The organism is Paenibacillus sp. JGP012, assembly GCF_014203995.1.
In the GTDB taxonomy this organism is placed as follows: domain Bacteria; phylum Bacillota; class Bacilli; order Paenibacillales; family Paenibacillaceae; genus Paenibacillus; species Paenibacillus silvae.
The window spans coordinates 20,100-41,701 of the sequence record NZ_JACHKG010000037.1 but is presented as its reverse complement, the minus strand read 5'-3'; the positions used below and the strand labels follow the sequence as shown (position 1 = coordinate 41,701).

Here is a 21,602-nt window from a genome sequence, read left to right as displayed (position 1 = left end):
TGATAGATCCATAGAACATTTTAATTGGCTCATAAAAAACATTTTATGGATTTTCATCTCGTATTTTTATTTTCTTTCCTGTATATTTAACTACAAACTTTTATGCAATTTATACAAATAGGTATCTGCAGACTTTAACACGATAAAGGAGTGCATTGAAAAAGTGTCCACGATTACAAAAGAAAGTTCAACATCTCAAGCTACTACTGCCGCAGCGTATGTTCATTCCGTTTATGAGTCGGTCATCGCAAGAAATCCGAACGAGAGCGAATTTCATCAGGCTGTCAAAGAAATCCTGGATTCACTGATCCCCGTCATTGAGGCACATCCAAAATACAGAAATCACAGTCTGTTAGAGCAGCTTGTTGAGCCAGAACGGGTGATTACGTTCCGTGTACCATGGGTAGATGATCAGGGCAAGGTGCAGGTTAACCGCGGATTCCGGGTACAGTTTAACAGTGCCATCGGTCCTTACAAAGGCGGGCTTCGTTTCCACCCATCGGTATACTCCGGTATTATCAAATTTTTGGGCTTTGAACAAATTTTCAAAAACGCATTGACTGGCCTGCCGATCGGCGGGGGTAAAGGCGGATCTGACTTTGATCCGAAAGGAAAATCCGATCAGGAAGTGATGCGCTTCACGCAAAGCTTCATGACAGAGCTGTACAAATACATCGGCCCCGATGCAGACGTTCCAGCAGGTGATATTGGCGTAGGCGCACGGGAAATTGGTTACATGTTCGGTCAATACAAACGTATTCGTGGCGGGCATGAAGCCGGGGTACTGACAGGCAAAGGTCTGCTGTATGGTGGAAGTCTCGCACGTAAAGAAGCAACAGGTTATGGCTGCGTATACTTCGTTAACGAAATGCTCGCATCCAAGGGACTCAGCTTCAAGGACAGCACCGTGGTTGTCTCTGGTTCCGGCAACGTATCCATCTATGCCATCCAGAAGGCTCAGGAGCTTGGTGCTCGCGTCGTAGCGTGCAGCGACTCCGGTGGTTACATTCATGATCCGCAAGGCATCAATCTGGATACGGTGAAACGCCTGAAAGAAGTGGAGCGTCTGCGGATTAGCGAATACGTCAAAGAACACCCGCACGCTACATATACGGAAGGCTTTGAGGGCATCTGGTCCATTCCTTGTGACATCGCTCTTCCATGTGCCACTCAGAACGAAATTGATGAACATGCTGCGGCCCTTTTGGTCAAAGGCGGCGTTAAAGCGATTGGTGAAGGTGCCAACATGCCTTCCACTCTGGCTGCAATTGATGTATTCCTTGGTGCTGGCGTACTGTTTGGTCCTGCCAAAGCGGCAAATGCAGGTGGCGTTGCCGTGTCTGCTCTTGAAATGTCACAGAACAGCATGCGGTTGTCCTGGACATTTGAAGAAGTTGACGCCAAGCTTCACGACATTATGAAAAACATCTACAAGAGCTGTGTCGAAGCTGCTGAAGAATACGGCTGCGAGGGCAACCTTCTGGCTGGTGCTAATATTGCCGGCTTCCTCAAGGTAGCTGACTCCATGATTGCTCAGGGTGTCGTGTAAGTTATTTTTATGTATATCCTCTAATAGCTTAATCTATAAAAAAAGCCTTTCCTTCGTTCCGTAGCTCTTTCTAGCTATCGTTTCGAGGGAAGGCTTTTCAATTATGCGATTAACTGCTGATCATTCTCGGTTATCCCTGGTCATGAACACATCCACTGCATCCTCATGATCTACGATAAATCCGAAACGTTCATACAAGCGCTGTGCAGGACTTCCCTGCAATACGTTCAGTGTTATACGCTTGTCCCTCACGCCTTCCTGCTCCAGCAGCAGGTTAAGCACCTTAGTACCCAAGGCCTTGCCCTGATACTCTGGATGAATATAAAAGTGCTCCAGCAGAAACCCACCGTCTATCGGTTTTAACGCCACACAACCAATCAGAATGCCTTCTCGCTCCATAATCCGGGTATGTTCCGGATGAAACGTATTGCGGAAGCGCTCCCTGACCCTGATCTCGTCATATCGGCCCAAACGTGTCAGATCATCACGCAATACCAAAGCTCGCAAATCTGCCAGCTGCTCCGTGTCCGCCTGAACGGCCTGACGCAAGATTATTCCGTCCACTTTCTAACACCTCCATACATTTCTCATATTCTATCATGGCTATACTCCCTATTGTTATCTAGTAACGAGAGAAGATAATCTCCATTTTCAATTGAAGTGAATATCTGACAATGGTAAAGTGTTAATCATCTGGGGGTATTTCTGAATTTGAATTCAATCGTTTTTATGATGATAAGGAAGTGTGTATTTTGTCTAACGTACCATTCATTAGCAGTGATAATCCTCACCTTCAAGCAGACTGTGAGCGATGTTTCGGGCTCTGCTGTGTAGCTCTGCCTTACGGAAAATCTTCCGATTTTGCATTTGACAAGTCCAGTGGCACACCCTGTGCCAATCTGCGTGAGGATGATCGCTGCGGTATCCATACGCAGCTTCGTCAGAAAGGCTTCAAGGGCTGCACCGTTTATGATTGCTTTGGCGCGGGCCAGAAGCTGTCGCAGGTTACGTATGCAGGAAAAAGCTGGCGAACCCACCCCGAATCGGCGCGGGAGATGTTTGACTGTCTGCCTGTTCTGCGTCAGATTCATGAGTTGATCAGTTATATGAGAGAGGTGATGATGCGGCAAGATACGTCCTCACTGCATGCTGCTATGACTGAGGCTTATCCGGGTGTATTACAACTGAGTGAGCTTGAGCCAGCGGCCCTCCTAGCGCTGGACCTTACAAGCCATCGTTCGAACGTAAACGCTCTGCTGCTCCAGGCCAGTGAACGGGTACGAGGGAGTGCTCCGGCAGTTACGTCTGCTTCCAGGAAGTCCAAGCGCAAAAAACGCGGTGGTATGGACTTTCTGGGAGCTAATCTTCAAGGAGCCGATCTGAGAGGTGCCAGCTTCCGGGGTGCGCTTATGATCGCCGCTAACCTGCGCCATGCCGATGCTCGGAACGCGGATTGGATTGGAGCTGACCTGCGGGATACAGAGCTCGGTGGAGCCGATCTCCGCGGCGCGATCTTCCTGACACAGGCTCAGCTCAATGCAGCGAAGGGAAATGCAGATACACGGCTGCCTGACCACCTGCATATGCCTTCCCACTGGCATTAAACCTATAATAAAATGCCAAAAGCTCGTCCTCTCGTAGAAGGGCGAGCTTTTTTTTCAATAATAAAAATACTGTAAATGAAAACTACAGCAGGTCACGACGAAGGTCTGCAGCCGATTTCGGAGACAGGTGACCCAGCGGAATATCAAATACCGTCTTCGCGCCTTTATGTCCTTCCTGGCTCAAACGCTGTGCTGCCCGGGCATAGGCCACAAGTACACTTGCCGTGAATTCCGGGTTACTGTCCAGCTTCAGACCGAATTCGATAATTTGTTTTTGACCGTTGCCTGTAATTCCGCTGCGAATAACGAAACCACCGTGCGGCATGCCAGCATGCTCGGATTTCAGCTCTTCTTCACTGATGAAGGTAACGGTTGTATCATAGTCTGAGAAATAGTTCGGCATATTTACAATCGTTGCACGAATCTCATCCTGGTTTGCACCTTCCTCTGCCACCACATAACATTGACGCAGATGTTTCTCGCGTGTGGACAGCTCGGGCGTTTCTCCTGAACGGATACGCTCAATCACTTCTTCCACAGGTACGGTGTACTGCACGCCCGCTTTAACCCCTGGAACACGACGGATCGCATCCGAGTGGCCTTGGCTTACGCCTTTTCCCCAAAATGTATATTCTTTACCTTCAGGCAGAATGGATTGGGCCAGCAGACGATTCATGGAAAACAAGCCTGGGTCCCAGCCTGTGGAGATCACGCTTACATGTCCACCTTGCTCGGCTGCCGCGTTTACGGCTTCGTAGAACTCCGGAATTTTAGCGTGAGTATCGAAGCTGTCTACGGTGTTGAACAATTTAGCGATAACAGGTGTCTGCTCCGGCAGATCCGTTGCAGAGCCCCCGCACAGAATCATGACATCAATTTTGCCTATGTACTGCTCCGCGGCAGAGATGTGCTCAAAGCGAGCTTCTGTACCTTCAGCTACCATTTGCTCGGGATTACGACGTGTAAATACAGCAACCAATTCCAGATCATCATTTTGGGTAATCGCTTTTTCTACACCTTTCCCCAGGTTACCGTAACCTACGATGCCAACTTTAATCATGTTTAATCCTCTCCCTGTCTGAATCTTTTTGTCTATAAGTCTATCTAAGGATATAACATACCATGTAACTTGTCAGGTTTCCAGATGCAAATAAAAAAATACCTTGCAACGGTGCCGCGTTAAAGCCGCTCCATGCAAGGTGTGGATAAAAAAACAACAGGGTGTATAAAGATTCGTCTTCCATTCCATTGCAAAACAAATTACAAATGTTTGACGGGTGTCCACCTTACCGTTTGTTTAAATCTCCGACCATGTCAAGGTCAGTTCGATAACGCCTTCCTTGCTTGCCGTTGTCCCGCCAATCAGAGACCAGCTCTGCTTCTCATCGGGTTCAGTTCCCTGAATAACGATATTTTTTTCATCAATGATTTGTCCTGAATCTTTCAGCTTCTTGCTTGTAAAATAATCCTTATAAAGCTTGGATATCGTCTTCATATCCTGCTCAGTGGTGAAGATCAGCATTACGGATTTCTTGCCATCACTCTCTGTAGAAGTAGCTGTCGTAACCTTGGCATCTTCTGGTAAAGGGAAATCCTTAGGCAAGTATTCCGGCATATCTTCCGCCGCAACGGTCTGACTTGGCTCCGTTGAAGCTTCTGAAGCAGCAGGAGTGGATACAGTTTCCGTATCCGTCGACGTTTCATTTGTATTTTCTGTGACAGCTGGCTCAGCCGTTCCAGCCGAGGCCTCGCTATTCACCTGTTCAGATTCGTTCTTTGGCTGATCTGCAGCACTGCTGCATGCACTTAATGCCACCATCATAGCCAGCGCAGCGCAGGCCAGTACGTATGTTTTCTTTTTCACCATAAAATATCACTCCTTCTCGTTGTTTCAGGTTGTCATTCGGCAAGTCAAGTCGTTACATCAGAAGTCCACTTCTGCATGCAGCTTGCACATCCCTCCTTTGTTTAGTCGAGCTCCAATGTTTGCTTTACTTCGGGCACAGCATCGACGGAATGTTTAATCCAGACGACGGATACGGACAACACCGTCAAGGATAAAAGGCAGCTTATTGCAAGGATAGACAGGAATCGGGTGATAACTCTGATATTTTTCATCTCCCTCCTCCTTCGTTCAGCAGATTGTTTCTGTTCTCACCGTTATCATGTAAATGAATCATTTCACTCATGTATATGAATCGTCCCATAAATTTTTCTATGTATGCTTCAATCGTACCCAACAAATGGCGGCATTGAAACAATCCCGAGTCCAGTTCTATCCCCAACCAAAGTCCAGTTTCCTTCCCCTACCTCTGATAACAAAAAACCGCCTGTTTTCTTCGCTGGAACACCAAAGGAAAACAAACGGTTATGCTGGTTAGTGTGGTTTGCGCTGGTTTGCGCTACTTTACTACTCTATCTTCGCTTACATTTTCAGCTGCACGCCTACCGGGCAATGATCACTGCCCATCACATGACAGTCGATATAAGCGTCAGTCACGTTAGGTGCGAGCTGCCCGGACACGAGAAAATAATCGATACGCCAACCTACGTTCCGCTCTCTGACCTTGGGCATGTACGACCACCAGCTGTATACATCCGTTTGATCCGGGTGCAGGTGGCGGAAGCTGTCAACATAACCCGCCGCAAGCAGGTCGGTCATCTTGCCGCGCTCTTCATCTGTAAATCCGGAGTTGCCCATATTGGGCTTCGGATTTTTCAGATCGATCTCCTGGTGGGCCACATTCAAGTCACCACAGATGATGACCGGCTTTGTCTTCTCCAGCTGCAGCACATATGACCGGAACCGATCCTCCCACTCCAGACGATAAGGCAGCCGGGTCAGATCACGCTTGGCATTGGGCGTGTAAACATTGATTAGATAAAAAGCATCATACTCCAGCGTAATCATTCGACCTTCCGGCTCGCTATCCTCTTCCATGCCATAGCGAACCGATAGCGGTTTGATGCGGCTGAATACCGCTGTGCCGGAGTATCCTTTTTTGATCGCATAATTCCAGTATTGATAGACGTCCTCGCCCAGCTCCATCTCGATCTGCCCTGCCTGCAGCTTCGTCTCCTGAAGACAGAAAATATCAGCCTTGCTTTGATGATAATAATCCATAAATCCTTTATTCACACACGCTCGAAGTCCATTCACGTTCCAGGACACCAGCTTCATATTCTCATCTCCTCACATCTCTTCAATATAACATGAGCCCAATTCGCGGGACAAGATATCACATTATGGGGATGGGGGATAGGCTTGTAAATAAAATAAAGATAAAGTTCAAAAGGAGATGAAGTTGAAGAACTCGTTTAGTTGTCGCTTTGCAGCTTCGAGAATATCGCCAGATCAACATATCTGCCCTTCTCGAACTCATGCTGACGCAGCAATCCCTCTTGCTGAAAACCCAGCTTGTGCAGCAAACGAACGGACGCCTCGTTCCCCGGGTCCACCTTCGCTTCAATTTTGTTCAATTGCATCTGATTGAATCCAAAATCCAGTACAGCACATGCAACCTCTGTCATGATGCCCTTGCCCCAGCAGGAGGACAGCAGATCATACCCGATCTCTGCCCGATGATGCGGTGCTTCATAACCCAGATATCCGCATGTGCCAATGACACGCCGCTTCACCTTGTCTTCTATCATCCAGCGCAAACCTGAATGCTCCTTGAAAATCTTCGCATACCAGCCCATCTCGTCCAAAGCATCCTGCTCGGACTCGAAGGGTGTGAAGGGCATATATTTTACAACGGTTGGGTCAGAATATAACGTCAGCAGATCAAGGCTGTCACCAGCATCAGCCGCCCGAAGCCGAAAACGCTCCGTATCCAGCTGCGGAAAATGTTCAAAGGTAAATCGTTCACTCATTATTTTTGTTCTCCTTTAAACTAAAATTTCGTCTAATTTTTATGTAATTTACAGTCATATGACTACAATCCCTGTGTTATTTTACTACGTTATCCTCATATAACCAAGTAATATCAGAGGAAGAACAGGATAAGTCAAAAGGATGCCACCAAGGACCATTCCCTGACTACATGCCGGGAATGGCCCTAGTTGGTTTGTAATCCATTTTAAAGACTATACCGATCCATTAGAGATAAGGAGTTATTCATTCATTTGACTCATAACCCATAACTTATCATTTGAACAATGTCATCGTCGTTCATGGTTTGACGGCCTGTCCTGTACTGGATATTCTAGGGTGTGTCTGAAAACTCTGAAGGAAGCAGATTTTGCTGAATTCTCGTTCCAAGCCAGGAAGTTTTCCGCAGGCGTGCCGGGGCACGTCAAGGGAAAGTGACGCAGCAGGGGGCGAAAAGGCGGTAAAAGATGCACTTCAGTAGGTTTCAAGACACGCCCTAGTTTACTTTGACAAGACGCCATTGCTGATTCGCTCCACCGTTATCCTCCCACTGAATGGTGGACGCGCCTGCCGTCATGGAACCCTGATTGATATCTACCGTCAGGCCGCTGTTACGATTGGCCAGTACCAGATATCCCCCGACATCAATGGGCAGCCACTGCTGGTTGTACCCTCCGTTAGCCTGCCATTGAATCAGCGCTGCTCCGCCCTGGGTTGAGCCTGAATTGACATCCAGCAGCAGCCCGCTGCCTACGTTACGAATATTGTAATATCCATTGCCCGCAGGCTCCAGCTTCCATTGCTGGTTAGCTGCTCCATTGTCACTCCACTGTATAATGGTTGCTCCACCAGCCGTTGAAGCACCATTCACATCCAGCACAAGACCGCTGTTACGGTTAACGAGCTTGTAAATCGCTCCTGCTTCATATCCTGTGCTGCCATTGTAGGATGCACCGGAGATTACATACGTAGTGACCGAGCCTGCTTTGGCTGTCGTGGTGAATGTTTTGTTTTGAACCTGGATATTCGTAAGCTGCTGCAGTTTCTCCGTCGCAGACGTGCGATAGACCTGTACAGACGACCCTACCCCTGAGAAACGGCTCAGATCATAGGTGACGGAGGTATCCGTCGAATCCGAGTTGGTTGTGACGAGTACAATTTTGCCAGAAGCTGCATCATATGCCGCAAGGGTGTTTGCATCACTCATGCCGATAATTTTGTAACCCGGACGAATAAATTTACTGTAATTACCCATGACATAATATTTCTGATTCACTGTGTAGCTGGTCGTTTGGGTATTGTTCAATACGTTTTTGAAAAAGCCCCAGCCCTCCGCACTGTCCACGGCCTGCCAGTACACCCACGCACTTGCCCCCATGTTGCGCATATCCTTCAGAATGGTACGAGACATCGTAAGACCGCTTGCATCGCCGTCCCCGTATTCGGATGTCCATAGATGCTTGCCGGCAGATGCCGCCGTATTGCGCAATGCCGTACGGTTGCTGCCGCCATACGTATGTGTGTTAATCTGGCTGATGGCCGATTGAACGGAGTTGCTGTAGCTTTTGAAAGAAGCATTGGTATCATCCAGACTGTATTCTTCCGGTGCGCTCAGCTTCGTTGTCAGCCCCTTGGCATTCAGCGATGCCTGCACCTGACTCAGAATGGTGTTCTGCTCTGCCCGGTCGAAGTGCATGCCTTCCTGATCATTGCCCAGCTTCCACCAGGTCGAGACAGGTTCATTCAGCGGGGTCACTGTGTCGAACGTAATACCCCATTGATCGCGGAAATGCTTCACCACCTCAGTCAGATAATCGGCAAAATCATCATAATAATCCGGCTTGAGATTATTTCCACCGTTCGCCGCGCCGGAAACACTTCCGCTAATGGTCATCCAATAGGGAGCCGAGTTAGCAAACGCTTCAATGATATTTACACCCTGTGCCTTGGCAGCTTGCAGCATGTAGCGCTGATTCGCATCTGCAGTCCAGTCGTACACACCAGGAGAAGGCTGATAACCAGGCACCGCTTTGCGGTATTCAAGCACGTTGGACGACGGGTTATCTCCACCTCCAATGTTATACCTGAGAATATTCAGACCCAGCCCTGTTGTTGGATTAAACATTTTCTCCACATACTCATCCCGATTCGAATATTCCCCAACCACTTTGCCCCACCAGGCCAGCGACGTGCCCCAGCCTTCAACCGTCTGATACTGCTTCGATGGGTCAGCTACAGCAGCATAGGCTCCAGCAGCCGACACCTCTGCTCCCGATCCCAGACTGCCCGCCAGCAGTGTTCCGCTGAGCAGCACTGCACTCATTCGTTTCAACCACTTCATATGCTCAACTCCTTATCATTTGATTGAATCCTTGCCTTACAGAGAAGCGGATTAGAAACCGCTTTTTCAGGTTTTTTCTGTGCTCTCCGTTAACGTGTAAACAATAGTTAAGCTTATATATGTCATTGAAGCTGATGCTACTGGGCAATTTCCCGAAAAGTAGCATCCTGTTTATCCAGCGTCGTAACAACAGGCTGCAATCGCAGGATGTTATCATAATGGCGCAGATACAGATTCGGATTGGTAAAGGAGGCGTAAGAGCTCCAGCTTGCATTCGCCAGTCCATTTACACGTTTGAAGGTGGCATCATTTTTGAAAGCAGCACTGCCGTCATTTTTCACCAGCAGGATGCTGCCATTATTATTGCGCAGGAAATAACCCGGATAATTTATCGCTTCAAATGAAATGCCAGTCGGGTTAGCCAGACCGGGTACGATTCGAAACTGGGCATCCTCTGCGGGACTAATGCTCGAATCAATACGTGCTTGATAGTTGTAGTGGCGAATGAAGCTGCCTGGCATGTTAAATGATTCCAGCTTGCGTATATCTCCGGGTTGACCGGCTTCCTTCAGCACCGTCATATGGCGAACCATGCCGGACAGGCCCGCAATCTCCTGTTTGGCAGTCCAGCTCTGGAAATTATCCGCTGAGTCGCTGTAATAATATTTGTGATCTGCATATCCGTCAAAATACATGCGCCAGGAGCCGTTATCCAGCTGTACCAGCGCCGGTCCCTCTACCCACGAGCCCCAGCCGGCCCAGTCGCCTGTGCCTTTAAAGGTATAAGGCCCTGTCAGGGAATTGGATGTCGCATATTCGATGGTTTTGGTTGTTTCATTTTTGGTGAATGCATGATAGGTGGAGCCTGTTTTGACAACAAAGGTGTCAATATAATTGGGAGCAATGCCTGCAAGCACCGTCGGTGCTGACCATGACGTGGATGCCAGATTGCTGTTTGAAGCGGTAATGACGTATGGTTTGAAATTCTCATAGTTGCCAGGAGAGAGTGAAACGATGATGTTCACACTGCCGTTTGTGTCTTTGAACCATTCCGGTGCCCAAGTATGTGCGATCGGGGTAGGTGTGGACAGTGTGATATTTCGGACAAAGGTCCAGTTCATTTTGTCCGGGCTGGACGCGATACCAACAGTATTACCTGACCAGTTCGTGGTGTACACCACATAATACAGGCCGTCGGTGTGCTTCATGATGCTGGGATCGCGAATAAGATTGGACGGCGGCGTGTACGCCGGTCCTTTCAGCAATCCGTAATGAGTCTCGTTATATGATTCGTAGATGTACATGTTGGACTCGCTTGTGTTCGTAAAGGCGGTCATCGTATACACACTGGTGGTTGCTTTAACTGTACTCGGGAATAGCGTAGTGAAGATCAACAATAATGCAAGTGTGACAATCAAGGCGGCTTTGTTGCTTATCCAGCGCTGTGCCTTGTCTTTCCTTTTTGTTAACATGAATCCAACTCCTTTTCTGTACAGCATCCGATTGACTGCCGTCGGGCTGAACGAAGCTCATGATTAAATCTATTTTCCTTTCACCAAGCAACAACTCGTGTTCCGCCCCTGTCCCATTTACATGAAACATCACCCCCTTTACGAATCAATCGTAATCCGCTCTTATGTATACGCTTACAATATTACTTTGCATCATATCCTCATAACTGCCTGAGACGTTCTGATGCGTTTCTATTTTTTCAAATAATGAAGCATAAATCCCCTCATTGCTGTGTAAAACCATTTATTACAAGATTCAAGATTAGTATCAAGTTCTCCTGTGATTCAGGCCTGCAACAGCATGAGGGGATTAAATTTTAATTCCTTCATTCTACTTCTACTTCTTATTGGTGTTGCTACAGGTGTTGCTACTGGTATCGCTACTCTTACATCTGCTTTTACATCTACATATAAATGGACTTATACTTTTCCAGTTCCAGTTGTAGTTCTAGTTCTTGCTACAAACGCTATTTCTACTTTACTTTCCCGCTGTCACCCACGGATGCCGTGACATCTCATCCAGCAGCAAGCGTACGCGTTCCGGGGCTCTTCCTTCTTCATCAAAAATAAGCAGTTCATTCTCTTCCTTCAGCCACGCCATGGGAATTTTGTAATCCTCCTGCGGACCAATCTGCCAATATCGGCCGAGATGATGCCCGTTCACATGGATCGTGCCTTTGCTCATACCCGTGAGGCGAAGCATTAGATTGATTTTGTGATGTTCACCCTCGACAGGTTTGGCAAAACGCCAGCGGTACCAGACCGGCTGATGATACGAATCGCTGCCGGCTGCAACCTTGGAAATTGAATTGCCATTATTAGCAACATTTAAGTGCTTTTCACCCGCAAGTGAATGCACTTCTGCATCGTATGGCTCCCATTGCTGCGGAAGCAGTGCCTCCGTACCCGCCATTCGCCAATTTTGCAGTTCACCGTCGTTGGAGTAGGTAATGAGCTCCAGTCGATTAAGGGGTGATCGGCTGTATGGCATCTCCAGCGTATTCACCTCGCCCGGCTTCACATAACCCGACAGATCGAGTGTCTGGAATGCAAACCAGTCCTGATAGGCAGGCATCGGAATCTCAACGCCGTTAATTTTCAATCCTTTGCTCAAAGCACCTACAAGCACGGCCTGGTTCCTGCCCTCCAGCGTAAAGCTGCGACGAAGCAGCGTGCCTCCCGGAGCATCATTCACTTCATCCAGGTGAAGGTGCCCTGTCTCGGTCAACCAATCCCGGCGCAGATCTTCAACGTGTCCCCCAAGGTATAGCGGCCCTGCCACACCTTTGCTTTCTCCAAGATAAGGGGAAAAGTTCAGTCTGCCCATATGCTGTACAAGCAGCTGCAGTGTATTCTGTCCCTGAACTACCCGAATCGGCACCGCCGCCGCACCCACCTGACGCACAAGTGCTTGCTCGGCGCCATTCACGATAATTCTCGCGGTATCCTGGATATCCGGCAGAACCAGATAGGTCGTTTCATCGGCTGCACTGTCAAAATGGCATTCATACAGCAGGTATCCAAAGTCCTGTCCGTAACGGGAAAAATCCATGGGTTGCCCGCTCGCAGAGCGCTGCTTCGCCGTTAACGTGATTCGTGAGCAGTCAGGAGAACCAGACAACACGGGAGTCGAAGGATCCGCAGGAATCAGCCAAGCCAGCTGTTCGTTCCCTGATACCGCCGCTTTCAGCTGTGAGGCCGCTTCATTTGCTTTAGACTGTGACTGCACTTCATTACTGAAAAACGTCTTTGCAGTCCGGGTTTGTTCTCCCTCTTGCCAATCGCCAAGCAGCATGATTGTACGTTCAGGATCAGTGATCATGCCCTTCACCTGACCGGATGGTGTAACATGCACATCGTCAAAGCCGATGGCATAACGCAAGCTTTCGCGATCTGCCGATTCTACGCGCCATGTGCGATTCATTGTTTCTTTGTCCAGAAGTACGAAACGAATGATTGTGCCGTTTGCTTCAACACGTATCACACCCGGCTCCTGAAAGTGAAACAGGTCGAATCGGCAGGCATTTCTCTCCACATCCTGCTCCATCAGCACATGCAACGTGCTGTCCTTCAAAACAAGACCTCCCTGGACCAATGTTGATGTCGATCCCGAGCCAAGCTCCAGCTCGATTACCGAGCGCTGACCCCTGTCGGCTGCAACGAATAAGGTCAGTTCTCCGTTAACCATCTCATTCCCCGTAATCAGAGCGCCAGCAGTCAAGTACACCTGCTCCGCAATCTGTACGCGATCCAGCAGTGGAACAATCTGACCGGGATGTATGGATACAGGCAGTGTGCGGCCTTCCTCCAATGTAAGATGTACCGTCTCGCGTTCATCCTTGTGACTGTCCACAAACCAGATTTTCTCCTGCCCGGCTTGCCTTCCGCGCACGGAGATGCCACCCGGATGACGAACCTGAATCTGCTCAGCCGCAATCTCCTCCGAAGCCATTAGCAGTGAATCAAAGGCCCTTACAAAATAAGACAGGTTCTTTGTCACAGCATATTTCGGGGTTACCCGCCCATATTCATTCAGCGGAGCATCATAATCATAGGAGGTGATCATAAAAATATCACTGCTGCCCAGCGTTCTGCCACCATATCCGCCGAAGTTCGTGCCACCATAGAACATGTAATGACTGATGCCCGTATATCCGGTTCGCAGCACCTCCATGATTCTTCTCTCCAGCAGCGGTGCAGTCTTCTGGATCGCAGAAGGTCCTCCCCAATTCTCGAACCATCCCGTCCAGAATTCGGTCACCATCTTCGGTGTATCCGGCTGTTTGGCGCGCAGATTCGCATAATGCCCGTCTGCTCCCGACCAGAAATTGGCCCCTTCAATCGTGCCTTCTGCTCCACCGACACATGTGATGAGCTGAACGTCAATGCCGCGCTCCAAAATGCCGTCTCTCAGCGTTGTCATATGTGCGCTTGCCGCCTCATCATCCATCAAGTACCCGTATTCATTTTCAACCTGAACCAGAATGACGGTACCTCCGGCAGACAGCTGACGCTTCCGAATGATCGGAATGATCTGATCAAAATACAACTGTACATAGTGCAAATATATTTCGTTATTTTCACGGAATTTCACACCGGGCTTGGTACCCAGCCAGTACGGGAATCCTCCGAAATCCCACTCTGCACAGATGAATGGCCCTGGCCGCGCAATGACCCACATACCCAGCTCCGCACACAGATCAAGAAACGCACCGCAATCGTTATCGCCTTCGAAGGACCACTGTCCCTCCTCCGGTTCATGCACGTTCCACGCAAAATAGGTATCAATGCAGTTCATGCCCGCCAGCTTTGCCTTCAGAAGAACGTCGCGCCATTCCTCCTTGGGCATGCGGAAATAATGAATGGTTGCACTGTTCAGGAAAATACGCTCTCCGTTCAGATAAAAGCTGCGTGCATCATACGTGAGTTGGGCTTGAGCATTCTGCTCTCGCCTCAGCTCGTTATTTTTTTGTTCCTGAAACAAAAGGGACGTTTGCTCTGTCAACGTTATTCCCCTCCTTCTCGTTTTATGGATAAAGGAACGATCTCTATTGAAATACACATTTACACGGGTCACTACGATGCCAGAATAACTTACAGATCGCTGTTATCCCCAGATTTTTTTGATTCCCTTCTTCAAGGGAAATTACTTTACCGATGGCATTACACCTTCGATCACTACGGTAGTGATGGAGTTGTCAGCGACAGGTACTTCAATGCCGTTCGCATACACTGGAATATCCTCCAGCTTCTCCATATTGCGCTCTGGTGATGTCTGATACACCTGGGCAGACGTTGTTGTGGCAGCATCCCAACCGCTCAGGTCAAACGCTTTGCTTCCCGCCGACAGCTCATTGCGAATAATCAGGACCAGTCTGTGGGCCTTTGCATCATAAGCCGCCAGTGTTCTACCTTCATCGGTCGGGATGATGACTGCGCCTGGACGAATGTATTTGGTGAACTGAGCCATGCCATAATATTGCTTCGTCATCTCATACTGCTCATACCCGTTAAAATTCGCATGGATGAAGCCCCAGTTGTTATTTGCTCCTTCATCCTCCACAGCCTGCCAGTATACCCAGGCAGACGGCTGCATGACTTTCAGATCAAACATGATGCGCTCGGCCAACTCCTGTACCGAGGTCATGTCCTCATGATTATGCGGCTCGCTGCCGCCCGTACCATATTCGGACATCCACAGCTTTTTGCCCAGCTTGCCAGCCAGCTCACGCAGTTCTTCCATTTTACTGCCGTTATACGAATGGGTATTGATCTGCTGCACCGCATCAATGGTCTCCTGATCATACAGGCTGAAGTTAAACACCGTCTCATCGATGCTGTTATCATCCGCGGCACTGATTACGGTGCCATCCAGCCCTTTGCTTCGGAGAGAAGCAGCGGTTTTCTTAATAATCTCGGCCTGTTTCTCGTTGCTGAAATGACTGCCCTCCTGCATATTGCCCTTCTTCCACCAATCGGAGGAGGGCTCATTCAGCGGATCGAGCGTACGGAAGGTGATCCCCCACGTATCCCGGTAATGCTTTACCACTTCGGTCAAATAATCAGCAAACGCATCATACTGGTCTTCTCGCAGATTGTTGCCGCCATCCTCCGCGCCAGTGACCGAGCCGCTGATGGTCATCCAATATGGGGGCGAATTGGAGAACGCCTCGGTAATGTTGACCCCGCGTTTTATCGAGCCCTGCAGAATGGAGCGCTGACCAGCATCCGCATCCCAGTCCCATTTACCTGGCTCGGGCTGGAAACCCGGTACGTCTCCGCCCGGACGAAGTGCCTTCATCTCGGGGTTCTCTTCACCGCCGATATTGTAGCGCACAATGTTAAGCCCGAGTCCTTTGGCCGGGTCGAATACCAGATCCATAACCTCATCCACCTTGGCCTGATCCTTCCAGTTGCCAAGATCATTGGCCCACCAGGCCAGCGATGTACCCCAGCCTTCAAAATGATCATACGACTGATCCAGCTGAAGATGCACCGGCTCTTCCCGAAATACAAGTGTCTTGGGTGCTTGATTCATATAATGATTGATAACAATTCCTCCTATAGCCGCCAGCGCAAGCAAGGCCGTACCTGCGAAGATGAGCCTTTTGTTGCGTCTGCGGCGATGTTCGTTATGCGCCATGGTCCAAACATTCCTTTCTCCATGTACGATCGTTGGCAAGCATAAATTCTTGCTTATCGATTCATCTGGTTACTTAATGCCACTGCTGCCACCACTAATATTGGCCTCGTATACATAACGCTGACCAAACAGGTAGACCAGCACCATCGGAATCGTAAGGAACAAGGAAGCGACCATAACCAGGTTCCATGGCGGCATTTGTCCACCACCAACCGTTGTCAGCAATTGAACCCCGAGCGCCAACGGCATTTTCTCCGGATCATTGATGTAAATAAGCGGTCCCATGAAGTTCCCCCAGTTATAGGAGAACGAGAAAATCGCGATGGCTGCCAGAATCGGATAGGTGAGCGGCATAATAATTTTCCAATAGATTCCCGGGTGTCCCATACCGTCAATCATGGCTGCCTCATCCAGCGACTTCGGTATGCTCATCACAAACTGACGAATCAGGAACACGTTGAATGCTCCGGCAAAAAAGCTTGGTACAATCAACGGGTAAAATGTATTAATCCAATCCAGGTGACGGAAGATGATAAACTGCGGTACCATCGTCACTTCCCCCGGAATCATCATCGTACTGAGCAGAACAATAAACAGGAAGCGGCTGCCCTTGGCCTTGATGCGAGCGAAGCCGTAGGATACGACCGATGCGGACAAGACAGAACCGATAATTGTGAAGACGGTAATAATGACCGAGTTTTTGAGATAAGTGCCCAGATTGTTATGTGTGAAGATCGTATAGAAATTGGACCACTGGAATTCCTTCGGAACAAATGTAAAGGCTGATTTGACGGTTGTCGCGTCACTTGCAAGCGCAATAGAGACCATGTACAGGAAAGGCGAAGCAAGCAGCACCCCGACCAGGATCAGAAAAATATAAGATATCGTCTTCTCTACAGCCGATGGATTACTCATTTGCTTTTCCCTCCTCGTAATGCACCCATAGCGCCGATGAACGGAATACAACTAATGTGAGCGCCATGATGATGATAAACAGCACCCAGGCAATGGCCGATGCATATCCCATCTTGTAGAACTGAAAGGCGTTCTGGAACAGGTATGGCACCACCATCTGGCTGGCGTTGTCGGGTCCTCCGGCTGTAACGATAAATACCTGCGCGAAGGTCTGTAACGCCCCGATCATACCGGTTACGAGATTAAAGAATATGACGGGTGTGAGCATCGGGAACGTAATATGGAAAAAGGACTGACTGCTCTTCGCTCCATCAATGGCTGCAGCCTCATACAGTTCCTGCGGAATGCCTTTCATCCCGGCAAGCAGCAGGACAACTCCGCCACCGACTCCCCACAGGGACATCAGGATCAAAGCCGGCTTCACCCAATTTGGATCAAGCAGCCAGGATGGACCCTGAATGCCAAAGAGAGCCAAAGTCTGGTTGATGAGACCTTCTGTCGGTGCAAGCAGATGGATAAACAGCAAGGAGCTTGCAACTACAGGTACGACGGATGGAAGGTAGAACAGAATACGGAAGAACGTAATGCCCTTGAGCTTTTTGTTCAAATAATAAGCGATCCACAGCGAGATCGACATGCCTAGCGGAATGGATATCAGTGCATAGAAGAATGTATTTCCTACCGATTTCCAGAAGATCGGGTCATCTGTCAGCAAGGTTTTGTAGTTGTCGATACCGATAAATTCAGGGGACTGGAACAGGTCCCAGTTCGTAAAGCTCATGTAGATGGAAAACAGAATCGGCCCCAGGGTCAATCCCAGAAATCCGACCAGCCAAGGCGAGATGAAGAGATAAAACCATTTCCCGTCCTTTTTTTTCACGTTAAGCCCTCCCATGACGCAGAGAGCAGATGAAATCCGCCTTGGTGCCGAATTCCATCTGTCCTCCTGTCGATGCTATTTGTACATGATGTTCAAAAGTCGTTTACTTATAGAGTCGTTCCAGTCCACTCTGGATTTCCGTTACTGTATCATCCAGCGATGCTTTGTTGTTGAAGTATACGCCCAGCTTGTCATTAATCAGCTTCATCATTTCATTCCACTGTGGATTGAATGGCTCCGCATAGATTTTCGATTCGCTGAAAGCAGCCATGTTGATCTTTTTGCCACCATATTCCGCATTCAGGAATTCTTCACTGGACAAGCCTGCTTTGGTTGCTGGTGCATCCTGCCCGGCTTTGATCATTGGCATCTGAGCTTCAGGTGTAGTCAGAGCTTCAATAATTTTGAAGGCTTCTTCTTTATGTTTGGAAGCATTCGTAATTGTGAATCCGTTAAAGAATGCATTGGTCTCACCCCAGATAGGAGAGATATCCCAGTTGATGCCTTGTACCTTAGCCAGTGAACCAATGTTCCAGAAGCCCGTAGTCTCCATGGCAATCTTGCCTTGAGCGAAGAGCGGGTCAGCCCCGATGTTGCCCATGTCTGCAATCTCGGTTGGTGTTGGTCCGGCACCATGTGTAAAGGTCAGATCATTCATGAACTGCAGCGCTTTGCGCACTGGCTCTGTGTTGAAGGTTGGCTTGCCATTCTCATCAAACAGGGAGCCGCCATTTTGGTAAATCAGCTGCATCCATTGCGGCCACCAGCTGCCCGGGTAGTAACCCCATTGCACCGTTTTGCCATTCTCCTTCACGGTCAGCTTCTGAGCAGCGGCCATCAGGTCTTCCTGTGTCCATTCTTTGGTTGGGTAAGCTACGCCAGCTTTATCGAACAGGTCTTTGTTATAAAAGAGAACCATCGCTCCTGCCCGGTCCGGCATACCATATTGCTTGCCATCGTATTTCATCAGATTGGCAATATCGTCAGAATAACGCTCAGACATATTCACGTTATTTGCTTTGATCATGTCATCCAGCGGAATAATTTGATTTTTGGCGGCGTACGCCTGATAGTTCTCGGCAATCATCATAATGTCAGGTGCAGTGCCTCCGGCAATCATCGTTTGTACCTTCTGGTCATAATCACCTGCAACAACATTTAGCTTCACGTTGATATCCGGGTACGTCTTTTTCACAATATCAAGCCGTTCCTGATAGATTTTCTTCTCATCTTCCGAGCCCCAGATCGTCATGCTCAGGTCTGTTTTGCCTCCGCCCGAAGCACCCTTGCTTCCGTTACTGCAAGCAGTCAGACCCACAACCGCAACCAACATTAATAACGAAATGAATTTTAAACTTCTTCTCATACGTTACGCCCCCTTGAACTAATGAATGGATGACCGTTTTGTGAAACCCATTTCATGAAATGGGTTTCATTAACCTTAAATATAAAACCCGTTCCATTTATGAAAGGGGTTTCATTGACACCTTCATTATATTTCAGCCTTCAAGGGAATGTCAACGCTTTCTTTTACCACACATACTTCACTTGGCAACAGGTCCCGTGCTCTGACGCACAATCAGCTCAGGCTGCAGAATGATCTGTTTCTTCGGTTTGCCTTGGTTGATGAGGTCATGGAGCACATCTACGGCCTGCTTGCCCAGCTGATACGTATTCTGGGAGATCGTTGTCAGTTCCGGTATAACAGCAGTCGCCAGTGGCGTATCATCGAAGCCAATAATCGAGATGTCCTTCGGAATGGACAGCCCATGCTCAATCGTTGATTTAATCGCACCGATCGCTGTATTGTCGTTAACACAGATTACCGCAGTTGGCGGATTGTCCCGATCCAGCAGCTTGGACATTTCCCGCTTGCCATCTTCGATGGAGAAGCTGCCAAGCAGCTGACGTTCTTTCGGAATTTCAAGTCCATGCTCGCGCAGTTTCTTCTGCACCGCCTTCACCTTGACCATTGTCGTGGACAATTCCTTCAAACCACCAACAAATGCTATCTCCCGGTGCCCAAGCTCAAGCAAATGTTCGGCTGCCATCGCTGCACCTGCTCCCTCGTCTGTATACACACGGTGGAACCCACCCTTGGCAATGTTGCCATTCACAAGCACTATCGGCATATGTCTGCTCATATCCATTAATTCCTGTGCCATGTTATCCGGGCATACTTGCAGGTTAATACGCCCGCCGAGAAAGATAATGCCATCTACCCGTTTCTCTCGAAGAATAGACAGATATTCAGATTCCCGATTATAATCCCCCGCCGTGTTGCACAAAAAGAATGTGTACCCGAGGCCGCGAGCCTCATTCTCTGCCCCCCAGAACACTTCCGGGAAGAAGGGGTTTGTAATATCAGGCAAAATAATTGCAATGGTGCCCGTCTCTTTCTTGATCAGGCTGCGGGCCTGCGCATTGGGCTGAAACTGATGTTTTTCAATAATCGACATAATCTTCTCCCTCGTGCTTGCACGAACAGGGGCCGTGTCATTCAACACCCGGGAGACAGTCGAGACAGATACGTTTGCTTCCTTCGCGATGTCATAAATGGTGATCGATGTCATAGGGTGGAAACCTTCCTTTTCTCTCTATTTTCCTGCTTATCATACCAGATAAGATATGACGATGTAATGCATTTCATCCGCACAGGCTACTATATAGGTTGAACTAAAGAATTTACACAAGCCACTCCGATGACAGAATAACCTTCCAATCGCTGTTATCCCCAGATTTTTTGGATTCCCCTTTCTAAAGGGGAAAATCCGGTGAACAGCGTATGCTTCCGAAGCAGCTTTCTTTCAGAAAGCTTTCAGGCGAACGCTTCGCTTTTTCAGGTTTTTTCTGTCCTCTTCGTTAATGTGTAAAAGAATAGTTCAACTTATATAGCGTGTGAAAATGAACAGTTTGGTGTCGGCATTCACCACTTGTGTGCCGTTGCCCAGTTGAATGAGCGGTGTATCCCAATGGGTATGCCCGCTGAACACAAGCGTCTCCGGCCCGGCCTCCAAGGCCTGCCGGATGAGCGGTTCACCCGCAAGCCCAAGCTCGGCGATGCCCGGGCTCTGGTGCAAAAGCAAGCAATCCGGCTGCTGCTTCAGCAGCTTGCGCACGGATTGCAGGTACTGCTCTGCCGGCAGCCGGTTCGGCTTGTCCGGCCTGCCGATGATGCCGCCAAGCCCCGCGATGCGCAGCCGGGAGGGCTTGGCGGCATGGAGCGCAAGGCCACCCGTTGGGGGGCCGACGCTAATCATGGCAGCTGGGCCATCCATGCAATGGATGCCCTCGCTGTGGTGTAACCGATGAGCGTCTGCGTCATCGGTTAGATCGTGGTTGCCGTGTACGCCGGCAACCCAGCCGAAGGCTGCCCTGAAGGCAAGCCAGACGGGAACCGGATTGCCGCTTGCTCCCCTTTTCCCGCGCAGGGCATACATATCTCCACATAACAGCACACCAACCTTCTGCGGATCAAGCTCAGGCCATTCCACCTCCAGCAGCAGGCGAATATAGTCAGGCAGCACCTCACCCAGGAGCTTGTCCGCAGGCTCTGTGCCAGATGCCGCATCAGACTTCTTCTCCGTTCCAGGTACAATTCCCTGCAAATCCGAGGTCACAATCAGGGCATCCACACCCTCTGGAAAATCAGCCATGGTACCATGATACATCGGGAGGTGTGCCTCGACGATCTCCCCGCCAGGCATCATATTCAGGTAAGCAAAATGTTCAACGGGTTTATCATTCAATGTCAGTATTTCCATATATCAGCTCTCCCCTTCTCC

Annotated in this window: 17 protein-coding genes; 2 read left to right on the top strand and 15 right to left on the bottom strand. The window is 49.0% G+C overall.

What is annotated here, in order from left to right; translation table 11 throughout:
* Nucleotides 1–163: 163 nt before the first annotated feature.
* Complete coding sequence (gdhA, locus tag HNR77_RS26630; protein WP_184190722.1) at nucleotides 164–1,549, top strand: NADP-specific glutamate dehydrogenase; 1,386 nt, start codon at nucleotides 164–166, stop codon at nucleotides 1,547–1,549.
* Between the two features lie 120 nt (nucleotides 1,550–1,669).
* On the opposite strand, the gene HNR77_RS26625 is transcribed toward gdhA, so the two are convergent.
* Nucleotides 1,670–2,113 (bottom strand): GNAT family N-acetyltransferase, encoded by a 444-nt coding sequence (locus tag HNR77_RS26625; RefSeq protein ID WP_184190720.1) that lies wholly within the window; start codon nucleotides 2,111–2,113, stop codon nucleotides 1,670–1,672.
* Between the two features lie 188 nt (nucleotides 2,114–2,301).
* Here HNR77_RS26625 and HNR77_RS26620 point away from each other — a divergent pair, with 188 nt between their 5' ends.
* Nucleotides 2,302–3,153: a pentapeptide repeat-containing protein gene (locus tag HNR77_RS26620; protein ID WP_184190719.1), complete on the top strand. Its 852-nt coding sequence runs from the start codon at nucleotides 2,302–2,304 to the stop codon at nucleotides 3,151–3,153.
* 82 nt (nucleotides 3,154–3,235) lie between these two features.
* Here the strand turns inward: HNR77_RS26620 and HNR77_RS26615 are convergent, their stop codons facing one another.
* From HNR77_RS26615 to HNR77_RS26550, 14 genes are all read right to left on the bottom strand, one after another.
* On the bottom strand, nucleotides 3,236–4,213 hold the full coding sequence (locus tag HNR77_RS26615; RefSeq protein ID WP_111270699.1) for a diaminopimelate dehydrogenase: 978 nt from the start codon (nucleotides 4,211–4,213) through the stop codon (nucleotides 3,236–3,238).
* A 237-nt stretch (nucleotides 4,214–4,450) separates the two neighbouring features.
* Nucleotides 4,451–5,020, bottom strand: coding sequence for a hypothetical protein (locus HNR77_RS26610; protein ID WP_184190717.1), 570 nt, complete (start codon nucleotides 5,018–5,020; stop codon nucleotides 4,451–4,453).
* Between the two features lie 101 nt (nucleotides 5,021–5,121).
* Nucleotides 5,122–5,271, bottom strand: coding sequence for a hypothetical protein (locus HNR77_RS26605; RefSeq protein ID WP_184190715.1), 150 nt, complete (start codon nucleotides 5,269–5,271; stop codon nucleotides 5,122–5,124).
* 307 nt (nucleotides 5,272–5,578) lie between these two features.
* On the bottom strand, nucleotides 5,579–6,334 hold the full coding sequence (locus HNR77_RS26600; protein ID WP_184190713.1) for an exodeoxyribonuclease III: 756 nt from the start codon (nucleotides 6,332–6,334) through the stop codon (nucleotides 5,579–5,581).
* Between the two features lie 137 nt (nucleotides 6,335–6,471).
* On the bottom strand, nucleotides 6,472–7,029 hold the full coding sequence (locus HNR77_RS26595; RefSeq protein ID WP_184190712.1) for a GNAT family N-acetyltransferase: 558 nt from the start codon (nucleotides 7,027–7,029) through the stop codon (nucleotides 6,472–6,474).
* Between the two features lie 494 nt (nucleotides 7,030–7,523).
* Nucleotides 7,524–9,368, bottom strand: coding sequence for an RICIN domain-containing protein (locus HNR77_RS26590; protein WP_184190710.1), 1,845 nt, complete (start codon nucleotides 9,366–9,368; stop codon nucleotides 7,524–7,526).
* A 137-nt stretch (nucleotides 9,369–9,505) separates the two neighbouring features.
* Nucleotides 9,506–10,840, bottom strand: coding sequence for a glycoside hydrolase family 43 protein (locus HNR77_RS26585; protein WP_184190708.1), 1,335 nt, complete (start codon nucleotides 10,838–10,840; stop codon nucleotides 9,506–9,508).
* A gap of 517 nt (nucleotides 10,841–11,357) precedes the next feature.
* Nucleotides 11,358–14,384: a beta-galactosidase gene (locus HNR77_RS26580; RefSeq protein ID WP_184190706.1), complete on the bottom strand. Its 3,027-nt coding sequence runs from the start codon at nucleotides 14,382–14,384 to the stop codon at nucleotides 11,358–11,360.
* Nucleotides 14,385–14,525: 141 nt separating this feature from the next.
* Nucleotides 14,526–16,022, bottom strand: coding sequence for a glycoside hydrolase family 30 protein (locus tag HNR77_RS26575; RefSeq protein ID WP_184190705.1), 1,497 nt, complete (start codon nucleotides 16,020–16,022; stop codon nucleotides 14,526–14,528).
* A gap of 69 nt (nucleotides 16,023–16,091) precedes the next feature.
* Nucleotides 16,092–16,937, bottom strand: a complete 846-nt coding sequence (locus HNR77_RS26570) for a carbohydrate ABC transporter permease (protein WP_184190703.1) — start codon at nucleotides 16,935–16,937, stop codon at nucleotides 16,092–16,094.
* The gene (locus HNR77_RS26565) at nucleotides 16,930–17,817 is read right to left on the bottom strand and encodes a carbohydrate ABC transporter permease (RefSeq protein ID WP_110896384.1); all 888 of its coding nucleotides are present in this window, start codon (nucleotides 17,815–17,817) and stop codon (nucleotides 16,930–16,932) included. The genes HNR77_RS26570 and HNR77_RS26565 overlap by 8 nt, the downstream gene beginning before the upstream one ends.
* A 103-nt stretch (nucleotides 17,818–17,920) precedes the next feature.
* Complete coding sequence (locus tag HNR77_RS26560; RefSeq protein ID WP_184190701.1) at nucleotides 17,921–19,183, bottom strand: ABC transporter substrate-binding protein; 1,263 nt, start codon at nucleotides 19,181–19,183, stop codon at nucleotides 17,921–17,923.
* A 178-nt stretch (nucleotides 19,184–19,361) separates the two neighbouring features.
* Entirely contained in the window at nucleotides 19,362–20,390 is a 1,029-nt protein-coding gene (locus HNR77_RS26555) for a LacI family DNA-binding transcriptional regulator (protein WP_111273797.1), read from the bottom strand.
* 309 nt (nucleotides 20,391–20,699) lie between these two features.
* Nucleotides 20,700–21,581, bottom strand: a complete 882-nt coding sequence (locus HNR77_RS26550; RefSeq protein ID WP_184190699.1) for a metallophosphoesterase family protein — start codon at nucleotides 21,579–21,581, stop codon at nucleotides 20,700–20,702.
* Nucleotides 21,582–21,602: the final 21 nt, after the last annotated feature.